This window comes from Mesorhizobium sp. M1066, assembly GCF_040318635.1.
Classification (GTDB): domain Bacteria; phylum Pseudomonadota; class Alphaproteobacteria; order Rhizobiales; family Rhizobiaceae; genus Mesorhizobium.
In genome coordinates this window covers 296,129-316,100 of sequence record NZ_JAMYMR010000003.1, presented here as the reverse complement: position 1 = coordinate 316,100, position 19,972 = coordinate 296,129, and the positions used below count along the sequence as shown (strand labels likewise).

Below are 19,972 nucleotides of genomic sequence, written 5' to 3'. Positions count from 1 at the left end.
ACCGTGCCTACTGCCTACTGCCCAATCCCTACTCCCAATTCACCGCTTGGCGATCGGCACGTAGTCGCGCTCGGGTGCGCCGGTATAGAGCTGACGCGGGCGGCCGATCTTCTGGCGCGGATCCTCGATCATCTCTTTCCACTGCGCGATCCAGCCGACGGTGCGGGCGACCGCGAACAGCACGGTGAACATGGTGGTGGGGAAGCCCAGCGCCTTCAGCGTGATGCCGGAATAGAAGTCGACATTCGGGTAGAGCTTCTTCTCGATGAAATAGGAATCGGTCAGCGCGATCTTTTCCAGCTCCATGGCGATGTCGAGCAGCGGATCGTCCTTGATGCCGAGCTCGCCCAGAACCTCATGTGCCGTCTTCTGCATGATCTTGGCGCGCGGATCGTAGTTCTTATAGACGCGGTGGCCAAAGCCCATCAAGCGGAACGGGTCGTCCTTGTCCTTGGCGCGGGCGATGAATTCGGGGATGTGATCGACATGGCCGATCTCGCCAAGCATGTTGAGCGCCGCTTCATTGGCGCCGCCATGCGCCGGTCCCCACAGGCAAGCAATGCCGGCGGCGATGCACGCGAACGGGTTGGCGCCCGACGAGCCGGCGAGACGAACGGTCGAGGTCGAGGCGTTCTGCTCGTGGTCGGCGTGCAAAATGAAGATGCGCTCCATGGCGCGCGCCAGCACCGGGTTGATCTTGTATTCCTCGCACGGCACGGCAAAGCACATGTGCAGGAAGTTGGCGGCGAAGTTGAGCTCGTTCTTCGGGTAAATGAACGGCTGGCCGATGTGGTATTTGTAGGCCATCGCCGCGATCGTCGGCATCTTGGCGATCAGCCGCATGGAGGCAACCATGCGCTGGTAGGGGTCGGAGATGTCGGTGGAGTCGTGGTAGAAGGCCGACAGCGCGCCGACCACGCCGCACATCACCGCCATCGGATGCGCGTCGCGGCGGAAGCCGGTGAAAAAGCGCGACATCTGCTCATGCACCATGGTGTGGCGCGTCACGCGGTAGTCGAAGTCGTCCTTCTGCGCCTTGGTCGGCAATTCACCGTAGAGCAGGAGATAGCAGACCTCGAGGAAGTCGCCATGTTCGGCCAACTGGTCGATCGGATAGCCGCGGTGGAGGAGGATGCCGGCGTCGCCGTCGATGAAGGTGATTTCGGACTCGCAGCTTGCCGTCGAGGTGAAGCCGGGATCGTAGGTGAAAGCGCCGGTGGTTGAGTAGAGCGAGGCGATGTCGATGACATCAGGCCCGACCGAACCACTTCGCACCTTGAATTCATGGGTCTTGCCGGCGAATGCAAGCGTTGCCGTGGCCTCCTGGGTCTTGCCGCCCAAATCCATTTTTTTCGCAGCTTCGGTCATTGCAAACTCCTTCTTGTTTCCTCATGCCGGCAAAGGCAAAATTCTGCAGAGCGACACGTCGAAAATCACCGCAATGCGCGTATTCGCCACCGCATTTCAGGAGGTGCGTGCCAGATTGGGCCAAGGCCTAATGTTGCACTGCGAAACCCGCCTTTCAATGCCAATCTTCTTGGGCCAGTTTGCTCCTAATCGATTTGATCTGAGATGCGCGCCAGGCTTTCCTCGCGGCCGAGCACGGCGAGCACATCGAACACGCCCGGCGAGGTGCTTTTGCCGGTCAACGCAGCGCGCAAAGGCTGGGCCACCGCGCCGAGCTTGTGACTGCCGGCCGCTGCCACCTCGCGGATCGCCGCCTCCGCCGAGGCGGCTGTCCAGTCACTCGCAAGCCCGTTCAAAGCTTCGTGAGCACTGCGCAGGATCTTGCGAGCATCGTCGGTGAGCAGAAGGGCCGCCTTGTCGTCGATCGGCAGCGGTCGCGTGGCAAACAGGAAGGCTGCGCCGTCGACGAGCTCGACCAGCGTCTTGGCGCGCTCCTTCAGGCCCGGAAGCGCTGCCAGCAACTGCGCCTTGGTGCTCTCGTTCAGGCGCGCGGCGATCGCCGGGCCACCTTCGAGATAGGGCAGGGTGGCGATGAAGATGTCGAACAGTTCGGCATCGCTCATGCGGCGCATATGCGCGCCGTTGATCGCCTCCAGCTTGGCGAAGTCGAAGCGCGCCGCGCCCTTGTTGACGTCGCCGATATCGAACCATGAGATCATATCCTTGATCGACATGATCTCGTCGTCGCCATGGCTCCAGCCGAGGCGCGCCAGGTAGTTGAGCAGCGCCTCCGGCAGGTAGCCCATGGCGCGATAGGCCTCGACGCCAAGCGCGCCATGCCGCTTCGACAGCTTGGCGCCATCGGCGCCGTGGATCAGCGGGATATGCGACATGGACGGCACGTCCCAGCCCATGGCGTTGTAGATGACGGTCTGGCGGGCGGCATTGGTCAGATGATCATCGCCACGAATGATGTGGGTGACGGCCATGTCATGATCGTCGACGACGACGGCATGCATGTAAGTGGGATTGCCGTCCGAACGCAGGATGATGAAGTCGTCGAGATCCTTGTTGGGAAAGCGCACGTCGCCCTGGACACGGTCATGGACGATGGTCTCGCCTTCGGTCGGCGCCTTGATGCGGATGGCGCCCTTGGCGCCTGCGGGCGCCTCTGAGGGGTCGCGGTCGCGCCAGCGGCCGTCATAGCGGGGTGGCAGCCCCTTGGCTCTGGCGGCCTCGCGCATTGCCTCCAATTCGGCTGGCGTGGCGTAGCAATAATAGGCCTTGCCCATGCGTACGAGTTCCTCGGCCACCTCGCGGTGGCGCGGCGCACGCTCGAACTGTGACACCGGCTCGCCGTCCCAGCTCAGGCCAAGCCAGGAAAGCCCGTCGAGGATGGCAGCCGTCGCGGCTTCATTGGAGCGTTCACGGTCGGTGTCTTCGATGCGCAGCAGCATCGTGCCGCCAGTGTGCTTTGCATACAGCCAGTTGAACAGCGCCGTGCGCGCGCCGCCTATGTGCAGATAGCCGGTGGGCGAGGGGGCAAAACGGGTGACGACCTTGTCGGACATGGAACTCTCGGAAACCATCTGAAGCGGGGTGCGGTTGCGCGGACTTTCGCGCGCCCGGCGTTCATGTAGCATAGGGTGTCGAGGGCGCAAGGGGCAGACCTGATGGCTGGACGAGGCTGGGGCTCGGATCAGGGCGAGGACGCTGCCATTGGCGTCAGCGAACGGTCCCTGTTTGCGCCTCTGCCAGCCTCGTTGCCGCCGCCGTCACCCCTCGTGCCGGATCCCGGCAAGGCGCCCTTGCAAGCGGATGTCGCCGCCTCTGTTCCTGTTGCCGAAACCGGCAGGATCGTGCGCGTGCGCCGGCAGATCGGCCTGACATCACTGCCTCGCCTGCGCCACAGCGTGAACATGGCGGCGAGCCTGGAACTCGATCGGGGCGTAGCCTTCCTGCTGGTGCCGGTCTGTCTGGCGATCGGAGCGATCGGCTATTTTTCGCTGACGGCCGAGCCCGACTTTGCGAGACCTGTCGCGGTTGTCATTCTGACGGGGGTCTGTGCGCTGGTCTCGCGCTCATGGCCAAAGACCCATCTGTGTTTCATGGCGGCACTTTTGTGCGCCCTAGGACTGCTTGCTGCCAAGGTCGAGACGTGGCGTGCGGGCACACAAATGTTGGGCTCGGAAATCTCGACGCAGGTGACCGGCCGCGTCGTCTCGCTCGACCGGATGGAAACCGGCCGCATCCGGCTGACCATCGACGTGACATCGACCGCAAGACCGAAACTGCGCTATGCGCCGGAACGGGTGCGGCTTTCGGCACGCAAGATCCCGGCTGACGTGACCGCCGGCTCCCTCATCACCGGATATGCCAAGCTCTTGCCGCCGACCGGACCGGTGCGGCCGGACAGCTATGACTTCTCCTTCGACAGCTATTTTGCCGGCATCGGTGGCAGCGGGTTCTTTCTCGGCAATCCAAAGCTTGTCGTCAACGATGACGGCGACATGCCGCTGCCGGCCCGAATTTCCTCTAGCGTGGAAAATGCCCGTGAAGGCATCGCCGACCATATCAGGGCGAGCGTCGGCGGCGCCGAAGGCGAGATCGCCGCGGCGCTGATCGTCGGCGTGCGCGCCGGCATTCCCGATGACATCAATGAGGCGATGCGACGTACCGGCATCTATCACATCATCTCCATTTCGGGACTGCACATGGCTCTGGTCGCCGGCACCATCATGGGTTTGCTGCGCGGCGCCTTCGCCTTGTTTCCCGACTTTTCCGCGCGTCGCCCGGTCAAGAAGTATGCCGCCGCCGCCGCACTGTTCTCGATCGCGGCCTATCTCATCATCTCGGGAGTCGTCGTTGCCGCCGAGCGCAGCTTCATCATGCTGGCGGTGATGCTGATTGCCGTGCTGTTCGATCGAGCAGCACTCACCATGCGCAATCTGGCGATCTCGGCGATCGCCGTCATCGTGGTGTCGCCGCATGAGGTGGTCGGCCCGAGTTTTCAGATGTCGTTCGCCGCGACCGCGGCTCTGGTCGGCGCCTATGCCGGCTGGGCCGATCACCGCGCGGGAAAAGCAAGACCGCCGCCGCCAAAGCGATCCATGCCAGGTTTCCTGACGCGAAAATTCCTGCTGGCGGCAACCGGCCTTGCCATGACCTCGATCATCGCCGGAAGCGCGACGACGCTGTTTGCCATCTGGCATTTTCAGCGTGTCTCGCCGCTTAGCCTGTTTGCCAATCTCGCGGTTATGCCGATCGTCACCGTCGTCATGTTCCTGGCCGTCGCCAGCGCGCTGCTGATGCCTTTCGGATTGGATTGGCCGGCTCTCTACCTGATGGGTAAGGGCCTGACGATGATGATCGCCATATCCGGCTGGATCTCCGAGCGTTCGCCTGTCGATGGGGTCGGGCTGATTTCGCAACAGTCGGTCCTGCTGGTGGCGATTGCTTTGGTCATCGCGACGATGGCGACAACTTGGCTGCGGCTCGCTGCTCTGCCCTTCGCGCTTGCCGGCCTGCTGACGGTCTCGGATACGCGCACGCCGGATGTGCTGATCTCGGAAGACGCCCGGCTGGTGGCGTTGCCGATCGGTGGCGGCGAGCTTGCCGTCAGCCGGGAACGGCCGAACGAATTCACCGTCGATAACTGGAAACGCGCCCTGACATCAGAAACCATCGTCGTGCCAGAGGTGTTCGACAACAGCGATGGGCAATTCGATGTCGCGGATGCCGTTGATCTGCCGCTGGGATCGCCGTTCTATTGCTCCTCAGGCGTTTGCGTGGCCAGGCACATGTCCGGTGCGATCATTGCCTATGTCGAGGACCGCAAGGACGCCTGGAAAGCCTGCGGCTTCGCCGAGTTGATCGTCATCAATGACGCCACCGCGTATGACGCCTGTCACAATCCGCTGGTTCTCGTCATCACCAAGCGGCAACTGGCTCGCAAAGGCAGTGCCGCGGTCTTCTTCGATCGCCAATCGGCGACCACGCCAGCGACGATCAGCTTCGCGGTGGACAGCCCATATCGGCCCTGGCACACGCAACGCAAATACTCTCGTGAGGCGAGGGGGCTGGCACCCTTCAAGAAACCGGAGAAGCCAGCGGCCAACCCGCAGCCGGCTCAGTAGCGGCGGATCAGGCCGACGAGCTTGCCTTGCACCTTGACCCTGTCCGGGCCGAAAATACGGGTTTCATAGGCCGGATTGGCGGCTTCGAGAGCAATCGAAGCGCCCTTGCGGCGGAACCGCTTCAGCGTCGCTTCCTCTTCATCGACCAGCGCCACGATGATCTCGCCGGGGCTCGCCGTGTCGGCATTGCGGATGATGACGGTGTCGCCGTCGAAGATACCGGCCTCGATCATCGAGTCGCCCTTGACCTCCAGCGCATAGTGGGCGCCGCCCATGATCATGTCCGGCGGCACCGAGATCGAATGCGTCTGATGCTGGATGGCATCGATCGGCACACCGGCGGCGATACGGCCCATGACCGGGATCGACACGGCGGAGACCGCATCGTCATCATTGCCGGGCGAGGGCATCCGCGAAGGCGCCGGCTTGATCTGCCGGCCAAGGGCACCACCCTGACCGAGACTGCCCTGGATGACGCTTGGCGAAAACTTCTTTGCCGCGTTGAGGCCGGGCGCGATCGAGTCCGGCAATCGCAGCACTTCCAGCGCGCGTGCCCGGTTGGGCAACCGGCGAATAAAGCCGCGCTCCTCAAGTGCGGTGATCAGCCGATGAATCCCGGATTTGGAGGCAAGGTCAAGCGCCTCCTTCATCTCGTCGAAGGATGGCGGAATGCCGCTCTCCTTCAGGCGTTCATGGATGAACATCAGCAGTTCATGTTGCTTGCGCGTCAGCATGGCGGCCCCCAGGTTACCTGAAACCAGAATCGAAAAACAAACCCAGAACAAACCCTATCTGTTCCAGTTGTGTTCTGCAACCGTTTAAAGTTTAATGAATTTGTTAAGGCTGCTGAAATTATTTGGCGCTTGCCAGCGGGTCGCGATCAACAAGCGCCAGGCACGGCGATGCGCCTGCTCACATTGAAATTATTATGGTTAATGACCTGTGGCTCATCCTCGACCCAAGGATTGGCATTATCAATCTATCGACCTCCACAAAGGACGATATAAATCTTCGGGACGTTCGTTTGCCGTGAACGAAACGGAGCCAAAACGCCAACGTCTGTTGGCATTTGTGGCTGGAAATTCAGCCCTCCGTCATCTGCCAGGCAGTGAGGGCGGCGGCGGCGGATCGCGGGGATCGTTGCGTCAGGTAACGGCTTCTTTGACCGCGAAACGCTGGTCCTTCCATGCGCCCGTGCGCAGAATATCCTCCAGCACCTCAACCGCCAGCCACACATCCTTGTAGCCGACATACAGCGGCGTGAAGCCGAAACGGATGGTCGATGGCGCACGGAAGTCACCGATCACCCCGCGCTCGATCAGCGCCCGCATGATTTGATAGCCATGGTCGTGAAGGAACGACACCTGGCTGCCACGCCTGGTCGCGTCGCGGGTGGTCTCCAGCGTGAGACCGTAGGCGCCGCACTTGGCTTCGACGAGCTGGATGAACAGTTCTGTCAGTGCGACGCTCTTCTTCCGCAATGCCGCCATGTCGACGTCGCTCCAGATGGCAAGCGCGCCTTTGAGCGCCCGCATCGACAGGACAGGCTGGGTGCCGCACAGAAAGCGGCGGATGCCGGTGCCGGCAACATAACCCCGTTCGAAGGCAAAGGGCCGCGCATGGCCCCACCAGCCGCTGAGCGGCTGGCTGATATCGCCGTGGTGGCGCTGCGCGGCATAGATGAAGGCCGGTGCGCCCGGACCGCCGTTGAGGTACTTGTAGGTGCAGCCGATGGCGAAATCGGCATTTGCGTGATCGAGCTCGACGGGCAGGGCGCCGGCGGTGTGGCAAAGATCCCAGACGATCAGCGCTCCGGCCGCATGAGCTTTGCGCGTCAGCGCCGCCATGTCGCGCAGTTCACCCGATTTGTAATTGACGTGATTGACCAGCACCACCGCGACGTTTTCGTCGATCAGCTCTTCGATGGTCGGCGCGTCGACACCCGCGAGGCGCAGCAGGACGCCATCCCGGGTCGAGGCCACGCCTTCGGCGATGTACAGGTCGGTGGGAAAACTGTCACCTTCGGCGACGATGGCCGACCGGCCGGGCCGCATCTCCAGCGCCGCGTGCAGCACCTTGTAGATGTTGGTCGATGTCGTGTCGCAGACAACGGTCTGGCCGGCCGCGGCTCCTATCAGGCGTCCGAGCTGGTCGCCGAGTTCGATTGGCATCTCGAACCATCCGGCCGTGTTCCAAGCTCGGATGAGATCCTGGGCCCATTCTTGGGTCGCCGCCTGCTGCAGCTCGCTGAAAACGGCATGAGACGCTGCCCCCAGTGAATTGCCGTCGAGATAGATCATCCCCTCCGGCAGAATGAAACGGTCGCGCATGGCCCGCAGCGGATCCGTGGCATCCATCGCTTCGACTGCGGCGAGATCAGGAATTCCACTCATGGTCGGTCAGTCCCCGGTTGTTCGCGAAGGGTTTTCCGCCACAGCGCGTCCCCTCGGTGTGCCTGTTTTCATTTCGACGTCAGAGCCGGGTGCGGACCGTCCACAGCTCCGGGAACAGCACGACCTCGAGCATTTTCTTCAGATACGAAGCACCCGACGTGCCGCCGGTGCCGCGTTTCAGGCCGATGATGCGCTCCACCGTGGTGACGTGATTGAAGCGCCAGCGCCGGAAATAGTCCTCGAAGTCGACCAGCTTCTCGGCCAGTTCGTAGAACATCCAGTAGCGCTGCGGATCGCGGTAGATGGTCTGCCAGGCGACCAGCACCTCTTCATTCTCGGTTCGCGTCTCACGCCAGTCCGTGCGCCTGGCATCGGCACCGATGTCGAATCCGTTGCGCGCCAAAAGCAGCAGTGCCTCGTCATAGAGCGACGGCTCGGCCAGGATCGCTTCCAGCTTCCCGCTCAGGTCGGGCCGATGCTTGTGCGGCCCGAGCATTGCCAGGTTTCGGTTGCCGGCCATGAACTCGATGGCGCGATACTGCCAGGACTGGAAACCCGAGGACTGGCCGAGCGCGTCGCGGAACTCGGTGTATTCGCTGGGCGTCATCGTCCGCAGCACGTCCCAGGCATTGTTCAGCTGCTCGAAGATGCGCGCAACGCGCGACAGCATCTTGAAGCTCGGCTCGAGCCGGTCTGCGCGGATGGAACGGATCGCGGCGCCAATCTCGTGCAGAGCAAGCTTCATCCAGAGCTCGGAGGTCTGATGCTGGATGATGAACAGCATCTCGTCATGCGCCGATGACAGCGGCGTCTGGGCCTCCAGCACTTTCTCCAGGTGCAGGTAGTCGCTGTAGGACATGCGCTCCTTGAACGACATCTGGGCGCCTTCGGACGCCGGATCGTACGGTTGGCTCAATTGATTTTCTCCGTGCGCAGCCGGAAGCGCTGGATCTTTCCGGTCTGGGTCTTGGGCAGAGCGGCGATGAATTTTACCGATCGCGGATATTTATAGGGCGCGATCGTTGCCTTGACATGGTCCTGCAGGCGCTTGGTGGTGAGGGCGTCGGGCGCGACGCCCTGCACCAGCACGACATGCGCCTCGACGATCTGGCCGCGTTCGGCGTCCTCTGCACCGATCACCGCGCATTCGGCGACGTCCGGATGCGCCAGCAGCGCCGCCTCGACCTCGGGACCGGCGATGTTGTAGCCGGCGCTGACGATCATGTCGTCGGAGCGTGCGGCGAAATGGAAGAAGCCGTCCTCGTCCTGCGTGAAGGTGTCGCCGGTGAGGTTCCAGCCGTCGCGCACATATTCCTTCTGCCTGTCATCGGCCATGTAGCGGCAGCCGGTCGGGCCGCGCACCGCCAGCCTGCCGGTCGTGCCGCGCGGCACCTCGCGCATCTCGTCATCGACGATGCGCGCCTCATAGCCGCCCACCGGCTTGCCGGTCGACGCAGGCCTCATGTCATCGAAGCGGTTGGAGATGAAGATGTGCAGCATTTCGGTGGCGCCGATGCCGTCGAGGATCGGCTTGCCGGTCTTTTGCGTCCACTCTTCGAAAACCGGAGCGGGCAAGGTCTCACCGGCCGAAACTGCAACGCGCAGCGATGACAAATCGGCACCTTCATCCATGGCCTTCAGCATGGCGCGGTAGGCAGTCGGCGCGGTGAAGGAGATCGTCGCTTTGTAGGTTTCGATGATGTGGATCATGTTGGGCGGCGTCGCCTGTTCGAGCAGCGTCGCGGCAGCGCCGAAGCGCAGCGGGAAGATGGCGAGCCCGCCAAGGCCGAAGGTGAAGGCCAGCGGCGGCGAGCCGACGAAGATGTCGTCCGGCGTCACCTCCAGGATTTCGCGGGCGTAGGCGTCGGCGATGATCAGCAGGTCGCGGTGGAAATGCATCGTCGCCTTCGGCACGCCTGTCGTGCCCGAGGTGAAGCCGAGCAGGGCGACATCGTCGCGGCCGGTGTTGACCGCACTGAACGTCACCGGCTTGTCGAGCGCGGCGCGATCGAGTTCAGCATCATGGTTGGCGGTGCCGTCGAAACCGATGACCTGCCTGAGGAATGCGCTGTCCTTGGCGCACACGGTCATCTCGTCCATCAGCCTGGTGTCGCAGAGCGCGACGGTGATTTCCGCCTTGTCGACAATCTTGGCGAGTTCGCCGGCGCGCAGCATCGGCATGGTGTTGACGACCACGGCACCGACCTTGGTGGCAGCCAGCCAGCAGGCGACCATGGCGGGGTTGTTGGCCGAGCGGATCAGCACCCGGTTGCCCGGCTTGACGCCATAATTCTCGACCAGCGCGTGGGCCAGCCTGTTCGTCCAGTCGGACAGTTCCTTGTAGGTGCGGCGGCGGCCATTGCCGATGAGGGCGGTGTGGTCGCCGAGACCTTTTTCGACCAGCCTGTCGGTCAGTTCGACACCGGCGTTGAGGCGTTCGGGATAGTCGAAGCCGTCGAGCAGGATTTCAGGCCATTGCTCCGGCGGCGGCAGGTGATCGCGCGTGAACGTGTCGATATGCGCTGAAGGCCCAAGCATGTCGCCGCTCTCCCGTCTGCTGCCTGGCCAGTGCGCGATGCGCCTTGGCCGGATGTAGTGGATCCTAAGGTCCTGCTCTGAGGAAGCTTCGTAATACCATCGCACCTGCTGGGATGCGCCCAGAAAGGGTGAACATCTGCAGGTTCGGGCAGCACAGCAGACCTCCCATTGTCGGCTGTTCGTTGGGGCAGGATCGCACCAGTCGAAATTTGTTTCAAGCCTAAAATGTTTTTTGCTCAGGGCATTGACGCATGGCATGGCGGTGGCCATTGCTAGCAAGTAGCGATGCCGTCTTGGGGAAGGGCGCAGATGTTCGAACGTCACATCGTCAATTGGGATGATGCCTATGCAAACGGCGCCAACATCGCGGGCAGTGATCGCTGGCCGTCTGCGTGGGCGGAGCCAGCGCAAGCATTCCGCGATGCGCTGTCGGCGCAGGGCCGGGCGCGGCTCGACATCGCCTATGGCGACGGACCGCGCAATCGGCTCGATCTTTTCCTTCCCAGGGCCGCGCCCAAAGGGCTGGTAGTGATTATCCATGGCGGTTACTGGCTGGAGACCGACAAGAGCTTGTGGTCGCACCTCGCCAATGGCGCGGTCGGCAGTGGCTTCGCCGTGGCGATGCCCTCTTACACGCTGTGCCCGGACATACGCATCGCCGGCATCGTCAGGGAGATTGGGGCGGCGATCGGCGAGGCAGCGGCAATGGTCGACGGACCGCTGATGCTGACCGGGCATTCGGCCGGCGGCCATCTCGCCACCCGGATGGTGACGACAACCACGCCGCTGGCTGCCGATGTGGCGCGACGCATACGCCAAGTCGTTTCGATTTCAGGCTTGCATGACCTGCGTCCGATCATGCGCACCGGCATGAACAAGGAACTGGCAATCGACGAAGAGGAGGCGCTGGCTGAAAGCCCGGCGCTGCTGCGACCCGTGGATGGTGCCCGCATCACCTGCTGGGCCGGTGGCGGCGAGCGCGCTGAATTCCTGCGCCAGAATGCGCTGCTTGCCAACATCTGGACCGGCCTCGGCGCCACCACCAGCGTCGTGGTCGAGCCCGACCGGCATCATTACAGCATTGTCGACGGCCTTGCCGACCCGGCGCATCCGCTGACGCAGAGCTTGATCTCGAACTAGAGCCGGGATCACTTTCTCGTCTGTTATGAATGGCTTGTCTGGGATTCCTCAGCGCAGCATCAAAACGCTGCAAGCCTCGCCAGCAGCCGCTGCAGGGGCAAACGGCGCCCGCACGATCAGCCCGTTGGCGTCGGCCAGCATTCTCAGCATTGAGGAATCCTGGATACCGAACGGCGTCGCCACCGGCACGCCGTCATCTTCCCTGACCACGGCTCGGACATAGTCCTGGCGCAAATCATTGGCCGGCATTGCGGCGCCCAATCGCGCTTGGCGAACGTCCTGGCGATGATTGCGGCCGCCGAGCCGCGCCAGCAGCGGCTTCAGGAACAACTGCGAGCAGACCAGGCTTGCCACCGGATTGCCGGGCAGGCCGATGCACCTGATGTCGCCGAGGCGGCCGAACATCAGCGGCTTGCCGGGGCGCATGGCGATCTTCCAGAAGCCGAGCGTCATGCCTTCGCCGGTCAGCACGTCGTGGATCAGGTCGTGATCGCCGACCGAGGCGCCACCAAGCGTCACGATGACATCCGCACCGGCCGCGACCGCTTGTCTGATCAGGGCAGCGATAGCCTCCTTGCGATCGGGGGCAATGCCGAGATCGAGCGCGCGGGCGCCGACCGAGTGTGCGGTGGCAGCGACGCCATAGGCATTCGATGAGATGATCTGGTCCGGGCCGAGATCACTGCCCGGCGGCAGCAATTCGTCGCCGGTGGCGATGATGGCGACCAGCGGCCGTTTCACCACGCTGACCCGGGGATGGTTGGCCGATGCTGCCAGCGACAGTGCCGCCGGGTCGAGCAAGCGGCCTTTTTCCAGCAGCATGTCGCCTGTTGAAAAATCGAGCCCGATGCGGCGGATGTTGCGCCACTCCGCGGTGGGCTCGATCACTTCGATATCGCCGCCGCCGAGATCGAGGACATTCTCCTGGATGACGATTGTGTCGGCGCCTTCGGGCAGCGGGGCGCCGGTGAAGATGCGCACCGCTTGGCGCTTGCCGACCGTGCCGTCGAAGCCACGCCCGGCCGGCGCCATGCCGATCACCGACAGCCTGGATGGGACCGACGTGACGTCGGCGGCGCGCGCTGCATAGCCGTCCATGGCGGAAGCATTGAAAGGCGGCTGGGTGCGAAGAGCAACGACCGGTTCCGCCAGAACACGATCCACCGCCTCGAACAGAGGAACGCTTTCGGCGGCTAGAGGCGCCGCACCATCGAGCAGGCGTTCAAGCGCCTCCGCGATAGGAACCAGCGCCATCAGGCGCTCGCCTTGTAGTCACCCGACTTGCCACCCGTCTTTTCGACCAGGCGGATGCCGGTGATGACCATGGCGCGGTCGACTGCTTTCGCCATGTCGTAGATGGTCAGGCAAGCTACCGAAGCGGCGGTCAGCGCTTCCATCTCGACACCCGTCTTGCCGGTGACGCGCGCCAGCGCGGTGACCTTCAGGCCCGGCAAAGCATGGTCGGGCTCGATGTCGACGGAAACCTTGGTCAAAAGCAGCGGGTGGCAGAGCGGGATCAGTTCATGCGTCTTCTTCGCCGCCATGATACCGGCGATGCGCGCGGTGCCGAGCACATCGCCCTTCTTGGCGTTGCCGGCGAGGATCATCTTCAGCGTCTCGGGCTGCATCGCGACAAAGCCTTCGGCAATCGCCGTGCGCGTCGTCTCCGCCTTGTCGCCGACATCGACCATGTTGGCCTCGCCCTGCACGCCGAGATGGGTAAGGCCTGATACCATCGTCAGATGGCCTCGGCCAAAGCCTTGCCTGTCAGAAGCAGGCGCGTCGCCGCGGTGACGTCCTGTTGCCGCATCAGGCTCTCGCCGACAAGAAAAGTGCCGATGTCGCTCTTTTGCAGCCTGAGGCAGTCGTCATGCGAGAAAATACCGCTCTCGCTGACCAGCAAGCGGTCGGCCGGAACCATCGTCGCCAGCCGCACTGAAGTGTCGAGGCTGGTCTCGAATGTGCGCAGATTGCGGTTGTTGATGCCGATCAGCCGCGACGACAATTTCAGCGCGCGCTGCGTCTCGGCCTCGTCATGCACTTCGACCAGTGCATCCATGCCGAGTTCGAACGCCGTCACCTCAAGTTCGCTCGCCAGCGCGTCATCGACGCTGGCCATGATGATCAGGATGGCATCCGCGCCCCAGGCGCGGGCTTCGTAGACCTGATACGGATCGAATAGGAAATCCTTGCGCAGCGCGGGCAGGGCGACGGCTGCCCGCGCCTTGGTGAGAAACTCCGGCGCGCCCTGGAAAGACGGCGCGTCGGTCAGCACCGAAAGACAGGCAGCACCACCCTTGGCATAGGCCTGCGCCAGCGCCGGTGGATCGAAATCGGCGCGGATCAACCCCTTGGACGGGCTTGCCTTCTTAATCTCGGCGATCAGCGCGAAGGCGCCGGATTTGCGCTTCGCTTCCAGCGCGGCAAGAAAGCCGCGCGGCGCGTCGGCATCTTTTGCCCGCGCCTTGATTTCGGCGAGCGGCACACGAACCTTTGCCGCCGCGATCTCGTCGCGCTTGTAGGCCTCGATCTTGCGAAGAATGTCAGACACGCTCTATCCGTTATCCGTTCGAAATCTCGACCAGCCTGTCGAGCACTTGCAGGGCACGGCCGCTATCGATGGCTTGCGCCGCCGCCGCGATGCCGTCGCCAAGCGTCGTCGCCTTGCCGGCCACAACCAGTCCGGCACCGGCGTTCATCAGCACGGTGTCGCGATAGGCGCCGGCGCCGCCGCCCAGCATATCGCGCAAGGCCTTGGCGTTGTAGTCCGCATCACCGCCGCGCAATTCATCCTTGCTGTGACGCGCCAGCCCAACCGCTTCAGGGGTCAGCGTGAAGCTGCGGATTTCGCCGCCGATCAGTTCGGCGACCTGCGTCTCGCCGGTGGTGGTGATCTCGTCATAGCCGTCGCCATGGGCGACCCAGACATGCTCGGCACCCAGCGCCTTCAGTGTCTCGGCAACCGGCAGGATCCATTCCGGCAGGAACACACCGACCAGCTGCCGCTTGACGCCGGCCGGATTGGAGAGCGGCCCGAGCAGGTTGAATATGGTGCGGGTACCGAGTTCGACGCGGGTCGGGCCGACATGCTTCATCGCCGGATGATGCGCGGGCGCGAACATGAAGCCAACGCCTGCCTCGTGGATGCAGCGGCCGATGAATTCGGGCGAGATGTCGATCTTGACGCCGAGCGCAACCAGCACGTCGGCTGCCCCCGTCAGCGACGACAGGCCGCGATTGCCGTGCTTGGCAACCCGCACGCCGCTGCCGGCAACGACGAAGGCCGATGCCGTCGAAATGTTGACGCTGTGGGAATTGTCGCCGCCGGTGCCGACGATGTCGACGGCATCGGTGGGCGCGTCGACGTGCAGCATCTTGGCCCGCATGGTTGCGACGGCGCCGGAAATCTCGCTCACCGTCTCGCCGCGCACGCGCAGCGCCATCAGGAAACCGCCGATCTGGCCGGGGGTCGCGTCACCCGACATGATGATGTCGAAGGCCTCGCGCGCTTCCTCAAAGGAAAGCGCGCTACCGGTCGCGATCTTGGCGATATAGGTTTTCAGCGCGCTCATCTTGTCGAGGCTTGGGCGACGGCGGCCTGGTCGATGCGAACGTCGTACTGTGTCTGCAACTGTGCCACCAGTTGGTCGAGCAGGTCGTCAGACATGCCGGAGGTGAAGGATTTCTGCGCATCGTCCGGCACCGAACTGGCATCGGCTCCGGCGGGCTCGAACACTTCGGCGACCTTGTACAGGATCTGTCCGTCGCCGGTGGGCGAGGGGATCAGGCCGGTACCGCCTTCGCCGACGCCGAACATCGCTGCCGCGCCTTCCTTGCCGAAATCGACATCGTCGGCCTCGCGCTTGACGCCGCGCTTGGTCTGCTTTTCCAGCTTCAGCTCGCTGGCGATGACGTCGAGCGTGGCGCCGGCCTTGAGCCGCTTTTCGAGCTCGTCAGCCCTGGCCGCAAGCCGCTTGGTCGTCTCCGCCGCCGTCCAGTCGGCGACGACTTTCTGACGAACCTCGCCCAGCGTCCGGTCACGAGCTGGCGTGATGGAGGCCACCTCATAGAAAACGAAGCCGTTGTCCGCGGTGGTCAAGGCATCGTTTTCGGTGTTGGGTTCCGCGTCGAAGACGGCTTTGATCAGCTCCGGCGATTGCGGCAGGTCCTTGACGATGCTTGCATCTGGCCGCAGCCCACTGCGATCGATGGCGTCGATGGTGACGACCTTCAGCTTCAGCTTGGCCGCGGCCTCAGCCAGCGAACTGCCGGCGGCGCGGGTGTCATCGTAATTGTCACGCACGTCCAGAAGGATGCGGCTTGCCTCGCCCAACGCCAGATCCTTGCGGATCTGATCGGACACCTCGGCCAGTGGCTTCACCACCTCGGGCTTGATCTCGGTGACGCGCAGCAGCACCGGCCCGAAGGCGCCTTGCACGACCTGGCTGACTTCATTGGCATTGAGCGAAAAGGCCGCGTCGGCGACCGCCTTGTCGGCGATCTTGTCCTTGGCAAGCGTTCCGAGCAGCGTGTCGGCCGGCGTCTTGCCTTCCGCCGTGACCAGCTTGTCGAAAGTAGCGCCGGCCTTGAGCGAATCGAGTGCGGCCTTGGCCGCATCCGGCGTCTTGAACACGAGCTGCTCGACGGTGCGCAGTTCCGGCGTGGTGTAACGCGCCTTGTTCTTGTTGTAGTCGTCGCTGACCTGGCTGTCGGTGACGGCGGTCGTATCCATGATGTCGACGGGTTCGAGGCGGACATAGGAGAATTTACGGTATTCGGGCGCCGCGTATGTCTTCTTGTTGGCCTCGAAATAGGCCGAGAGCACGCTATCGGACGGTGCCGCGATCGGCTCGACCAGTGCCTTGGGCAGCGTCAAATAGTCGATGGTGCGGTCTTCGCCGCGATAGAGCGCAACAGCCTTGAAGAAAGTGTCCGGAGCCTTGAGGCCATCCGAGACAGCCTCGACGATCTGCTGGCGCACCGCCACCTGGGCACGGTTCTTCAGATAGTCCTCGGGCCGCATGCCAATCTGCTGCAGCATATATTCGAACGTTCTGCGGTCGAACTGGCCACCTGGGCCTTTGAAGGCCGGGTCTTCGCGTGTCAGCTCGGCCAGTCGGTCCTTGGAAAGTCCGAGGCCCAGCTTGCGGGCCTGTTCGTCGAGAACGGCACCAGAGACGAGCTGAGCCAACACCTGGTTGTCGACGCCGAGCGCCTTTGCCTGTTCGTGGCTGAGACGCTGGCCGAACTGCTGCGACATGACAGCGAGCTGGCGATCGTAGGCGAGACGGTATTCGTTGATCGACACTTTGGTGCCGCCAGCCGTTATGACCGAATCATGGCCGGCCAAACCGCCCATCAGCCGTCCGGAAACGCCCCAGACCAAAAAGCTGAGCACCAGCAGCACCAGCAGCCCCTTCGCGACCCAGGTGCCTGCCGCGCTTCTCAATATACCAAGCATTTTTACTTCCGATTTATGCGCATTTTCGCATGCGCCGAGTCTGAAACAAGCGCAATAGCGCCCTTCCGGCCCACTGTCGATTGCTTTGTGGCCTGATTTTGGTAGTGAGGGCCAGAGCCCGATATCGCCCGGAGAAGCAAACCCATGACACCAGGAATTCGCCCGCTCGTCGCCGGCAACTGGAAAATGAACGGCACCAGCGCCTCGCTCAACGAGCTCAGGATGATCGGCAACGGCTTCATGAGTGGACTTGACGCGGAGACCGAAGCGTTGGTTTGCGTTCCCGCGACCCTGCTTGCCCACGCCGCGGAGATCCTGTCACGCACGCCGGTGCATGCCGGCGGTGAGGATTGCCATACCAAGGAGAGCGGCGCCTACACCGGCTGCATCTCGGCGGAAATGCTCAGGGATGCCGGTGCGAGCCATGTCATCGTCGGCCATTCCGAATGCCGCGAGCAGCGCGGCGAGGATGACGCCACAGTCCAGGCCAAGGCATCCGCCGCATGGCGTGCCGGGCTTATTGCCATCATTTGCGTCGGCGAAACGCATGAACAGCGTGAAGCGGGCGCCACACTGGACGTGCTGTCGCGGCAGGTCGATGGTTCGGTCCCGCCAAGCGCCACCCCGTCCAACACCATCATCGCCTATGAGCCGGTATGGGCGATCGGCACCGGCCTGACGCCGACCGCGGCCGATGTTGCCGAAGCACACGCACATATCCGCGAAAGGCTGTCGGAAAAGCTCGGCGGCGTCGCGGCGAAGGTGCGCATTCTCTATGGCGGCTCGGTCAAGCCCTCCAACGCGGTCGAACTGCTCGGCGTTAGGAATGTCGACGGCGCGCTGGTCGGCGGCGCCAGCCTGAAAGCGGCGGATTTTCTCGGCATCGCCGAGGCCTATCGCAATATTGCCTGAAGACATTCGCTCCGCCGGACAGGGCTTCCGGTGCACGAAATCGTTGCAAAGGACGGGTTGCTTCCCATATTCCGGCCACGGGCTTGGAAATGCCGTCAAAGCATTGTATTGAGCCGCCTCCAATTCACCGGTCGTGTCCGCGGCCGGGCAAGGCCTTGCCAGGATAAACTATGGAAACCGTACTGATCGTCATCCATCTCATGGTCGTGCTCGCCCTTGTCGGCGTGGTGCTGCTGCAGCGTTCCGAAGGCGGTGGCCTCGGCATCGGCGGCGGATCCGGCTTCATGACCGCGCGTGGTGCTGCCAATGCGCTGACGCGTGCGACGGCGATCCTGGCGGCTGCCTTCTTCGCCACGTCACTGACACTGTCGATCGTCGCCCGCTACGGCGAGAAGCCGATCGATATCCTCGACCGCGTGCCGGCGACATCGGATGGTGCAGCAGGCAAAGGCGTGCTCAACCAGTTACCCGGCACGACCACCCCGGCGCCCGCCGGCACCACCACGCCGACGCCGCCTTCCGGCAACGATGCCGCGGCTCCGGCGACTGCCCCGGCCACTGCGCCTGCCGCCGGCTCGACGCCGCCGGCGACCAACGGCACGGCTCCCGCCGCGCCGGCGGCCCCGCAGGTTCCAAACCAGTAGTCTTCGGCGGCTGAAGCCGCGATCTGTGCTCGTTTGAACACAGTCGCGGCAAATGCAGCGAGATCACAAAGATTCGACTGGGTGAGGTACGACCTCACGCTTGAGGCCCCCGCGCTTATTCGACTATAGATTGCGCGCGGCACTTCCGGCGCCCTTGGGGGGCGCTGGGCGACGCCGTGGGCAACAAGCATAGAACGATCGGATCTTCGCCATGCAGCTTCGCAGCTTCATTTTCCTGGGACTTTGTGCCGCAATCGGCATCAGTTCCCCCGCTTTCGCTGGCGTTCCAGCCAATATGGTCGCACAGCCTTCGGTTGAAACAACCTCCGCCATCAACGTCGCCGTCAAAAGTGACGCGTCGCAATTGAAGCTTCTCAAGAAGAAGAAAAACCCGACGCCCGACGACCTCGCCCAGATCAAGAAGATCGAGGCCAAGATCGTTGCCGACAAGGAGGCCGCCAAAGCCAAGGCGCTCGAAGCCAGGAAACTGGCGATGCGTGAGGCGGCCAAGGCCAAGGCCGACGCTGAACGGCAGGCGTTCCTTGCCAAGAAGGGCAAGAGCGCGCCGGCAACCGAGGTGGCCGATGCCAAGCCGGCCAAGAAGCAGGTTGCCAAGATCATCGAGCCTATCGAACCGATCGCGCCGATCCAGTCGGCGGAGCCGCTTCCGGCAGAGGCGATGAACGTCGCCTTGACCGGCAACAATGGCGAGCTGCGCAGCGAGGTCATCGGCCAGAAGCAGCCGAGCAGCGGTGGTCTGTTCGCCGGTCTCTTCGGCGGCACCTCGTCCGGGTCTTCGATAAGCTATCTCCCTGAGACACGGGCTCTCGACCAGGTGCTCGCCAAGAGGGAAGCCAAGAAGCAGTTCAAGGTGAAGCCGGAATTCGTGCCGCAGGACGTGGAATTCAGCGGTTACGATGCGGGCACCATCGTCATCGACACCAGCGCGCGGCGCCTCTACCTCGTCGAATCGTCCTCCACCGCGCGCCGCTACGCCATCGCGGTCGGCCGCGAGGGTCTGCAGTACAAGGGTACGGTTGCGGTCGGCGACAAGCAGGAATGGCCGCGCTGGATCCCGACGCTGGATATGCAGAAGCGTGAGCCGAAGCATTACGGCCAGTACAAGGACGGCATGCCCGGCGGTGGCCAGAACCCGCTCGGCGCGCGCGCCATCTATCTCTATGACGGCAAGAAGGACACGCATCTGCGCATCCACGGCACCATCGCGCCGCAGTCGATCGGAACCAGCGCCTCTAATGGCTGCTTCCGCATGATCAACGAGCACGTCATGGACCTCTACAGCCGCGTCAGGGTTGGCACCAAGGTCGTTATCATCTGACG

16 protein-coding genes are annotated in these 19,972 nt (G+C 63.3%); 5 read left to right on the top strand and 11 right to left on the bottom strand.

The features are described 5' to 3' along the window. Positions 1-39 precede the first annotated feature (39 nt). Both gltA and gltX read right to left on the bottom strand, forming a co-directional pair. On the bottom strand, positions 40-1,368 hold the full coding sequence (gene gltA / locus NKH52_RS07270) for a citrate synthase (RefSeq protein ID WP_027036654.1): 1,329 nt from the start codon (positions 1,366-1,368) through the stop codon (positions 40-42). Positions 1,369-1,553: 185 nt separating this feature from the next. Beyond that, positions 1,554-2,978 carry a glutamate--tRNA ligase gene (gltX, locus tag NKH52_RS07265; RefSeq protein WP_352728374.1) on the bottom strand — a complete coding sequence of 475 codons (1,425 nt, stop codon included), beginning with the start codon at positions 2,976-2,978 and terminating at the stop codon, positions 1,554-1,556. A gap of 102 nt (positions 2,979-3,080) precedes the next feature. Between gltX and NKH52_RS07260 the strand changes: the two genes are divergently transcribed. After that, entirely contained in the window at positions 3,081-5,543 is a 2,463-nt protein-coding gene (locus tag NKH52_RS07260; protein WP_352728376.1) for a ComEC/Rec2 family competence protein, read from the top strand. On the opposite strand, the gene lexA is transcribed toward NKH52_RS07260, so the two are convergent. From lexA to NKH52_RS07240, 4 genes are all read right to left on the bottom strand, one after another. Next, on the bottom strand, positions 5,537-6,277 hold the full coding sequence (gene lexA, locus NKH52_RS07255; RefSeq protein WP_013531746.1) for a transcriptional repressor LexA: 741 nt from the start codon (positions 6,275-6,277) through the stop codon (positions 5,537-5,539). The genes NKH52_RS07260 and lexA overlap by 7 nt on opposite strands. A 411-nt stretch (positions 6,278-6,688) precedes the next feature. Further along, positions 6,689-7,936 carry a kynureninase gene (gene kynU / locus NKH52_RS07250; protein WP_352728378.1) on the bottom strand — a complete coding sequence of 416 codons (1,248 nt, stop codon included), beginning with the start codon at positions 7,934-7,936 and terminating at the stop codon, positions 6,689-6,691. A 79-nt stretch (positions 7,937-8,015) separates the two neighbouring features. Further along, on the bottom strand, positions 8,016-8,852 hold the full coding sequence (gene kynA, locus NKH52_RS07245; protein WP_031213580.1) for a tryptophan 2,3-dioxygenase: 837 nt from the start codon (positions 8,850-8,852) through the stop codon (positions 8,016-8,018). Continuing rightward, positions 8,849-10,474: an AMP-binding protein gene (locus NKH52_RS07240; protein WP_352728380.1), complete on the bottom strand. Its 1,626-nt coding sequence runs from the start codon at positions 10,472-10,474 to the stop codon at positions 8,849-8,851. The genes kynA and NKH52_RS07240 overlap by 4 nt, the downstream gene beginning before the upstream one ends. Positions 10,475-10,783: 309 nt before the next feature. On the opposite strand from NKH52_RS07240, the gene NKH52_RS07235 reads away from it, so the two are divergent. Further along, on the top strand, positions 10,784-11,614 hold the full coding sequence (locus tag NKH52_RS07235) for a hormone-sensitive lipase (protein ID WP_352728382.1): 831 nt from the start codon (positions 10,784-10,786) through the stop codon (positions 11,612-11,614). A 48-nt stretch (positions 11,615-11,662) separates the two neighbouring features. On the opposite strand, the gene NKH52_RS07230 is transcribed toward NKH52_RS07235, so the two are convergent. Genes NKH52_RS07230 through NKH52_RS07210 form a run of 5 tightly spaced genes read right to left on the bottom strand, consistent with a single transcriptional unit; the run spans position 11,663 to position 17,075 of the window. Beyond that, positions 11,663-12,868, bottom strand: coding sequence for a molybdopterin molybdotransferase MoeA (locus NKH52_RS07230; protein ID WP_352728383.1), 1,206 nt, complete (start codon positions 12,866-12,868; stop codon positions 11,663-11,665). Then, positions 12,868-13,350 carry a cyclic pyranopterin monophosphate synthase MoaC gene (gene moaC / locus NKH52_RS07225; RefSeq protein WP_127295518.1) on the bottom strand — a complete coding sequence of 161 codons (483 nt, stop codon included), beginning with the start codon at positions 13,348-13,350 and terminating at the stop codon, positions 12,868-12,870. Before moaC ends, NKH52_RS07230 begins: the two co-directional genes overlap by 1 nt. Before the next feature lie 2 nt (positions 13,351-13,352). Beyond that, positions 13,353-14,165, bottom strand: coding sequence for an indole-3-glycerol phosphate synthase TrpC (gene trpC / locus NKH52_RS07220; RefSeq protein ID WP_352728384.1), 813 nt, complete (start codon positions 14,163-14,165; stop codon positions 13,353-13,355). 10 nt (positions 14,166-14,175) lie between these two features. Then, positions 14,176-15,186 carry an anthranilate phosphoribosyltransferase gene (gene trpD / locus NKH52_RS07215; RefSeq protein WP_352728386.1) on the bottom strand — a complete coding sequence of 337 codons (1,011 nt, stop codon included), beginning with the start codon at positions 15,184-15,186 and terminating at the stop codon, positions 14,176-14,178. Further along, positions 15,183-17,075 carry a SurA N-terminal domain-containing protein gene (locus NKH52_RS07210; RefSeq protein WP_352728388.1) on the bottom strand — a complete coding sequence of 631 codons (1,893 nt, stop codon included), beginning with the start codon at positions 17,073-17,075 and terminating at the stop codon, positions 15,183-15,185. Before NKH52_RS07210 ends, trpD begins: the two co-directional genes overlap by 4 nt. 144 nt (positions 17,076-17,219) lie before the next feature. On the opposite strand from NKH52_RS07210, the gene tpiA reads away from it, so the two are divergent. From tpiA to NKH52_RS07195, 3 genes are all read left to right on the top strand, one after another. Then, positions 17,220-17,987, top strand: coding sequence for a triose-phosphate isomerase (gene tpiA, locus NKH52_RS07205; protein WP_352728390.1), 768 nt, complete (start codon positions 17,220-17,222; stop codon positions 17,985-17,987). Between the two features lie 170 nt (positions 17,988-18,157). After that, positions 18,158-18,631, top strand: coding sequence for a preprotein translocase subunit SecG (secG, locus tag NKH52_RS07200; protein ID WP_352728392.1), 474 nt, complete (start codon positions 18,158-18,160; stop codon positions 18,629-18,631). Between the two features lie 211 nt (positions 18,632-18,842). Then, the gene (locus tag NKH52_RS07195) at positions 18,843-19,970 is read left to right on the top strand and encodes a L,D-transpeptidase (RefSeq protein ID WP_352728394.1); all 1,128 of its coding nucleotides are present in this window, start codon (positions 18,843-18,845) and stop codon (positions 19,968-19,970) included. Positions 19,971-19,972 lie beyond the last annotated feature (2 nt).